This is a genomic window from Massilia sp. P2_C2 (assembly GCF_056404615.1).
This window is the reverse complement of the sequence record NZ_JBFUDR010000415.1, coordinates 1-5,268: the sequence shown is the minus strand read 5'-3', so window position 1 is coordinate 5,268 and position 5,268 is coordinate 1. Positions and strand designations below refer to the sequence as shown.

Below are 5,268 nucleotides of genomic sequence, written 5' to 3'. Positions count from 1 at the left end.
GTCTCGAGCACGTCGATCATCTCACGGTTCAGCGTGGGGCTCATCGCGTTGCGCTTCTCGGGGCGGTTCAGGGTGATCCAGCCGATCCGGTTCTCGACATCGACCTTCACGGTCTGCCAACGGCCTTCGTATTTGGACATACAATGTCTCCTAATGTGTGAGGAATGTATCAGGTAGCCTGATATGATACTTATACTAGACCTGCCCTCACGCTTTGACAAGAACAATTTTCATGCCTTCGAAAAAACCGCTCCCGGCCGCCCCGGCCGACGCCAAACCTTCCGGCCTCGCCTACATCGTGGGCCGGCTCGACCACGTCCTGAACAAGCGCCTGCGCGACGGCCTGGCGCCGCTGGGCATGACGGTGCCCCATTACACGGCGCTGTCGGTGTTCCGCGCCCTGGGCACGATCTCCAACGCCCAGCTGGCGGAGCGCACGATGATGTCGCCACAATCGGCGAACGAAATGGTGAAGGCGATGGAAGCGAAAGGGTGGATCGCGCGCGCCCCGGATCCGGAGCACGGCCGCATCATCCGCATCAGCCTGACGGAGGCAGGAACGGCATGCCTGCAGCGCTGCGACGGCGTCGTGCGGCATGTCGAAGAAACGATGTTCCCCGATCTGAGCGAGGACGAGCGCGCGCGGTTGCACGCGCAACTGCGCAGCGCCGTGCGTGCGCTGAACCTGCACGGCATCTGACGCCGCCAGCTACGCAACGCGTCCTGAACGGCGCCGCTGGTATCAGCCGCCCGGCCATCCGCGCTCCGGTCAGTCTTCCTCGCTATCCCGCCGGGCCAGCGGCACGCGGCTCTGCGCGTTATTGCCGTCCACAAGCTTGGTCAGCAGTGCCATGAACTTGCGCCGTTCGGCGGGGGCCAGGGGTGCCAGCAGGCGGTCGCGCAGGCGCTGGGCCCCCGCTTCCAGGTCCGCCAGCAGGCGGGCGCCGGCCGGTGTGATCGTCAGCGCGCGCTGGCGCCGGTTATGTGGAATCACCTGCCGCTGCAGCAGCCCCTTTTCCTCGAGCCGCACACAGACCGTGGCGCCGGTCGACGTATCGATCCCGGCGAGGCCCGCCAGCGATACCTGGTCGATGCCGGGGTGCTCTGCAAGACGGATCAGGAGCGCATATTGCACGGGCGTCAGTTCGGTACCCAGCTCGTCGTAGAACAGCGACACCGATATCTGCTGAGCGCGGCGCAGCAGGTGCCCCGGATGCTCGTAGAGGTCGAGATGGTCAGGGATGGGTTCGGTGGTCATGGGCGCGGTGTGGATGATGAAACCACAGTTTACTTCTTCGCACAAAAGGATGATACTTCCTAAAACATTCAGTGTACTGAATATCAAAACCGAAGACAGGAGACTACCGATGTTCCCGAAAAACGCATGGTATGTGGCATGTACGCCCGACGAAATCGCGGAGAAGCCGCTGGGCCGGCAGATCTGCGGCGAAAAGATCGTGTTCTATCGCGGCCAGGGCGGCAAGGTCGCCGCGGTGGAGGATTTTTGTCCGCACCGAGGCGCCCCGCTGTCGCTGGGCTTCGTCCGCGACGGCAATCTCGTGTGCGGCTACCACGGCCTGGAGATGGGCTGCGAAGGCAAGGCCGTCGCCATGCCAGGACAGCGTGTGCGCGGCTTTCCCTGCATCCGCGGCTATGCGGTCGAGGAGCGCCATGGTTTCATCTGGGTCTGGCCCGGCGACAGGGAGCAGGCCGACCCCGCGGCCATCCACCACCTCGAGTGGGCGGACAATCCCGAATGGGCCTACGGCGGCGGGCTGTATCACATCGGTTGCGACTACCGGCTGATGGTCGATAACCTGATGGACCTGACCCACGAGACCTATGTACACGCGTCGAGCATCGGACAGAAGGAGATCGACGAGGCCCCAGTGACGACGAAGGTCGAAGGCGAACAGGTGATCACCAGCCGGTTCATGGACAACATCATGGCCCCGCCGTTCTGGCGCGCCGCGCTGCGCGGCAACGGCCTGGCCGACGATGTCCCGGTCGACCGCTGGCAGATCTGCCGCTTTACCGCGCCCAGCCACGTGATGATCGAAGTGGGCGTCGCCCACGCCGGCAAAGGCGGCTACCATGCCGCACCGGAGCACAAGGCGTCCAGCATCGTCGTCGATTTCATCACCCCCGAGACCGCAACGTCGCACTGGTATTTCTGGGGCATGGCCCGCAACTTCAGGCCGCACGACACCGCTCTCACGCAGACGATCCGCGCAGGCCAGGGAAACATCTTCAGCGAGGACCGCGCCATGCTCGAACTGCAGCAGCAGAACATCCTGCGCCATCCCGAGCGCAAGCTGCTGATGCTGAACATCGACGCGGGCGGCGTCCAGTCGCGCCGCATCATCGACCAATGGCTGGCACGCGAACGCCAGCAGGAGCAGACGGCATGAACACGATCGACGTCATCGTCGCCGCCCGGACGCGCGAGGCCGACGGTGTCTTCAGCTATGAACTCGTGCGCACCGGTGGCGGTGCACTGCCGGCATTCGAGGCCGGTGCCCACATCGACGTGCACATCGGCGACGGGCTGGTGCGCCAGTATTCGCTGTGCAATCCGCCATCCGAAACACACCGCTACGTGATCGGCGTCCTGCGCGACGCGGCCTCGCGCGGCGGCTCGCGCGCGATGCACGAGCGAGTGCAACCCGGCACGTCATTGAAGATCAGCGCGCCGAAAAACCATTTCCCTCTCGTACCGGCTGCGCGCACGCTGCTGCTGGCCGGCGGAATCGGTATCACGCCCATCCTGGCGATGGCCGAAGCACTGGCCGCGGGCGACGCCACATTCGATCTGCACTACTGCGCACGCTCGGTGTCGCTGGCGGCGTTCAGGGAGCGCCTGATGGCGTCCCGTTTCGTCGACAGGGTGCATTTCCACTTCGACGATGCACCGGCCGGGATGCTCGACATGGCCGCCCTGCTGGCGCAACCCGATCCCGATGCACGCCTATATGTGTGCGGCCCGCCGGGCTACATCGAGCATGTGCTCGCGACCGCACGGGCGCAGGGATGGGCACAGTCGCGGCTGCACACGGAGTATTTCGCGGGCGTGTCCGTCGACACGAGCGGTGACCAGGCATTCGACGTCGAGCTGGTATCCAGCGGCAAAGTGGTCACGGTTCCAGGCGGACGCACGGTCATCCAGGTGCTGGCCGAGCATGGCGTCGACATTCCGTATTCGTGCGAGGAAGGCGTGTGCGGCACCTGCCTGACGCGCGTTCTTCAAGGCGTGCCCGACCACCGCGACATGTATTTGACCGACGAGGAACACGCGGCGAACAACCTGTTCACGCCGTGTTGTTCGCGTGCCGTCAGCGCGCGGCTCGTCCTCGATCTGTGACGTGACAGGAACGCGCCCGGCCCGTGCGACTTTCTACCGACTCTCGGCGACGCTCTCCGTAGCCGGTCTCATACCGGGCGACTTCGCGACGATTTCGCCGCTCCTGCCCGAATAAAAGACGACGCCGAGCACGTCGCCGACCAGCGATTTCGTGTGCTCGATGATTTCCGTGGGCTTGTCGCGTGTCGGGTCCGTGTGGAAGTAGTCGTATGCCACGTACGGCTCGCGGAGCTTCACCAGAAGCAGCGCCTTCAGGGTTGGAAGTTCACTCGCAGCACGCTTCGCGTCCATCTGCACCTTGAGCGAATAGCCGCCGGAGCCGAAGGTGGCGAACGTGTAATCGGTCGTGTCKAACCTGGTGACGTTCACGGTTGCGCCGTATGCATTACTGGCGGTGTACTTTTCCGCTGGGGCGGTGTCGGATTTGATTTCGTAACTGTCGTAGCGCAGCCGTTCCGACTGGATGGAATAATTCGGCGAGCCGATGTTATTGAACGTCTTCTGGTTGGCGGACATGGTCAGCAGGGCTTCGCCGTTATCCGCGTCATACGTGTAATAGAAGGGTTCACTATAACTCTTCTTTTGTACCGGAATCACGAACGCCAGGATATCGTTGACGTGTACCTGACCTATCAAGGCCGATTCCAGGGCGGTTTTCTGGCGCTGGTTGAAGTCGGCGCTCGACTCGAATTCGCCTTTGGCCAGCTGCGTCCTTTTTTCAAGCGCTTCGAAAATGGTTCGAATGGGCATCCCGGCGTATTGCGGTGGAATAACGCCTTTGTCGAGCGTGTCGAGCGAGAACGGCTGAACGGCCGCCAGTCCCGGTTTCGGCGTGCCCCAGGTATCGTTTCATTCGTTTCCTCCATGCGTACGCGCTTGCTTTTCTCATGTCGTCTGAAAGATAGAGATGCGCTAGAATCCACCAATTTCCTAGGCGCAATTTTACAAGCTCGATATGGTCCGGTCCATCGAAAGTCGCGGCATTGAAAGAGTCCTGACAGCGTATGGCTCACCTTCGGTCAGGAGAAACCATTGTCACGACCGGCCGGAACCGACTCGAAGCCAACGGTTTCAGACGTAAGACATGACAGCCTGAGCCTCCTATTTTGATGATTTTTTGTTATTATTAATCATTGAAACTTCTTTGGCCACCATGACCCTCGTTACTCACCCTGATCGACGCTCGGGAGATCGACGTACCGATGGCGTCACCGCAAAAATCTTGCGTACCATGTTCGCCATGCGGCGCGGTTTCGGCTACGCCGCCGCGAAAAATCTACTCTTGCGCAATGGCCTCGAGGAGGAGTTGGTCGAGCGTGTGCTGGCCATTCCCGAGGAACGCCGCGCGCAGCGACGTCGTATCCATGAAGCGCCGTCTACGTCCGTGGACCAGCATCCAACGTCAACTGACGACGACGGAACTGTCACGCTCGACTCGGCAGCGATGGCGATCCTGCACCGTCTTCGCTTCGAAGCGGACACTGGCATGCACAGGATGACGATCGCCGAGTGTCCCGTTGAATTGCGACGGTTTGCCCTGATTCAGCTGGATGACGACGGCAAGCCTGTGATCACTGTGAAAGGTCGGCAAGCGCTAAAGCATTTTGCCTGCGTGCGTGCGCTCAACAGCATTCAATGCGGCCTGGATTCGCTCATGATGAGCGAGGAAATTCGGATCTGGCTGGAATCGAACATGTTTTTGCAGCGTGTCGGTAATGACTACAAGCTCACGGAGCTCGGCAATAGTTGGCTCGAATTTAACCGGTCAATTTCGCAGGATCGGGCAATGCTCTAGTCAGGAAAAATTTACTGTGAATTCTGTCCCGAAACCCTTCATCAAGGATCGGATTTCGTCGAGCAGTGCCGCGCCGTTCATGGCGACGAAACGACGCCAGAAGTACTTGGCG

General features: G+C 61.5%; 6 protein-coding genes and 1 pseudogene. 4 read left to right on the top strand and 3 right to left on the bottom strand.

The window, feature by feature from the left end:
- Positions 1 to 140: pseudogene (locus tag AC1DYX_RS28380) on the bottom strand (p-hydroxycinnamoyl CoA hydratase/lyase); the annotation flags it as partial.
- Between the two features lie 92 nt (positions 141 to 232).
- Between AC1DYX_RS28380 and AC1DYX_RS28375 the strand changes: the two are divergent.
- The gene (locus AC1DYX_RS28375; RefSeq protein WP_477265135.1) at positions 233 to 700 is read left to right on the top strand and encodes a MarR family winged helix-turn-helix transcriptional regulator; all 468 of its coding nucleotides are present in this window, start codon (positions 233 to 235) and stop codon (positions 698 to 700) included.
- Between the two features lie 69 nt (positions 701 to 769).
- On the opposite strand, the gene AC1DYX_RS28370 is transcribed toward AC1DYX_RS28375, so the two are convergent.
- A complete protein-coding gene (locus AC1DYX_RS28370) occupies positions 770 to 1,258 on the bottom strand; it encodes a MarR family winged helix-turn-helix transcriptional regulator (protein ID WP_477265137.1) in 489 nt (162 codons plus the stop codon).
- A gap of 109 nt (positions 1,259 to 1,367) precedes the next feature.
- Here AC1DYX_RS28370 and AC1DYX_RS28365 point away from each other — a divergent pair, with 109 nt between their 5' ends.
- Together AC1DYX_RS28365 and AC1DYX_RS28360 are read left to right on the top strand one after the other, a co-directional pair.
- A complete protein-coding gene (locus tag AC1DYX_RS28365; RefSeq protein WP_477265133.1) occupies positions 1,368 to 2,411 on the top strand; it encodes a Rieske 2Fe-2S domain-containing protein in 1,044 nt (347 codons plus the stop codon).
- Entirely contained in the window at positions 2,408 to 3,361 is a 954-nt protein-coding gene (locus AC1DYX_RS28360) for a PDR/VanB family oxidoreductase (RefSeq protein WP_477265131.1), read from the top strand. Before AC1DYX_RS28365 ends, AC1DYX_RS28360 begins: the two co-directional genes overlap by 4 nt.
- A gap of 33 nt (positions 3,362 to 3,394) precedes the next feature.
- Here AC1DYX_RS28360 and AC1DYX_RS28355 read toward each other — a convergent pair whose 3' ends face one another.
- Positions 3,395 to 4,111, bottom strand: coding sequence for a hypothetical protein (locus AC1DYX_RS28355; RefSeq protein WP_477265129.1), 717 nt, complete (start codon positions 4,109 to 4,111; stop codon positions 3,395 to 3,397).
- A gap of 394 nt (positions 4,112 to 4,505) precedes the next feature.
- Here AC1DYX_RS28355 and AC1DYX_RS28350 point away from each other — a divergent pair, with 394 nt between their 5' ends.
- Positions 4,506 to 5,156: a hypothetical protein gene (locus AC1DYX_RS28350; RefSeq protein ID WP_477265127.1), complete on the top strand. Its 651-nt coding sequence runs from the start codon at positions 4,506 to 4,508 to the stop codon at positions 5,154 to 5,156.
- Positions 5,157 to 5,268: the final 112 nt, after the last annotated feature.